Raw genomic sequence first — 1,136 nt, forward strand, 5'->3', positions numbered from 1 at the left:
TAATACCAATTTAATATGAAGCTGCATAGAAAAGAGCTTCTAAAATAAAGTTATAAGAAGAAACCGACATTACCTGCTCAAATGTAAGTTGGTCAAACAGCTGCTGAATGCGATCGCGTAAATTCTGTAAACTAGAGAACAGTTCATTTTTGAGCAATTTTTTGAGGAACTGCCAAAGCCTCTCGATCGGGTTGAGTTCGGGAGAATGAGATGGTTGAAGCAGAGGAATAATGTTTTCTGGCCAACGAATTGCAGAACTGGTATGAGCGGGGGCTTGGTCAATCTGTAAAATGGCATAATCACCGCCTAATTGCTGAGATAACCAGTCCAGAAACTGTTGAAAATAGTCGCCATTAAGTTTGGGGTATTCAGACTGGAAATGCTTTCCCGTCAAGGGTTCAATTGCACCATAAATCCAAAAATTGTCCCGTTGCCATTTCACCTCAACAGTAGGTTTGACTCCTGAAGCTGTGATCACTTTTCCTGTGAGAGTTTTCAGCCCAACCCTAGTTTCATCCTGGCACAGGTAGCGGACACACTTGCCTGGTGCTAAAAGTTTTTTCAGACTTAGTAGAATCACACCCAGTTTTTTTTAAATTCAGATATCAACTCTTCGTCCTGCTTGTAACTTTGAGGTCGAGGTACTTTGAGTTTCGCACCAAATCGATATCTCACCCATGCATAAACTGTTCCGTACTCGATATCAAGTCCATGTTCTTGTTTGAGCCACTCGACTATGGCACCGTAACTACTAAACCCTTTTCCTGTTTCCAGTTCCTGCTGGAGTGCAGCGATCGCATCATCATTGATTTTTCGTTTTGCTCCTGCTGCTTTCTTAATTTCCAATAAGCCTGACAGTCCACTCAACCTATACTTCTGCAACCATCTTGTCACTGTTGAAGTATCGACAGCCAAGCGTTTTCCGATTTCTTGCTGCTCCTTTACCTGCCCACTCTTGAGCCACCACAACATCTGTAGCTTTTCTTTCTGGTTTCCTAACCTGGCTGTTTGTAGGCGTTTTTTTAGTTCTTCTTCGCTTTCCGCGATCTCAATCTTAAACGGGCGGCTCATGGGTATGTAAACTTACCGAGTTTGCTTCTCTCTATTATATGCAGCTTCATATTAAATTGGTATAA

At 42.2% G+C, this 1,136-nt stretch carries 2 protein-coding genes; both read right to left on the reverse strand.

All coding sequences use genetic code 11. The features are described 5' to 3' along the window. Positions 1-10: 10 nt before the first annotated feature. Positions 11-580 carry an IS630 family transposase gene (locus GNE10_RS34670; protein ID WP_185570526.1) on the reverse strand — a complete coding sequence of 190 codons (570 nt, stop codon included), beginning with the start codon at positions 578-580 and terminating at the stop codon, positions 11-13. Then, positions 577-1,071 (reverse strand): helix-turn-helix domain-containing protein, encoded by a 495-nt coding sequence (locus GNE10_RS34675; protein ID WP_185570527.1) that lies wholly within the window; start codon positions 1,069-1,071, stop codon positions 577-579. The genes GNE10_RS34670 and GNE10_RS34675 overlap by 4 nt, the downstream gene beginning before the upstream one ends. Between the last annotated feature and the right edge of the window lie 65 nt (positions 1,072-1,136).

The sequence above is a fragment of the Nostoc sp. 2RC genome (genome assembly GCF_014222165.1).
GTDB classification, from domain to species: domain Bacteria; phylum Cyanobacteriota; class Cyanobacteriia; order Cyanobacteriales; family Nostocaceae; genus Nostoc; species Nostoc linckia.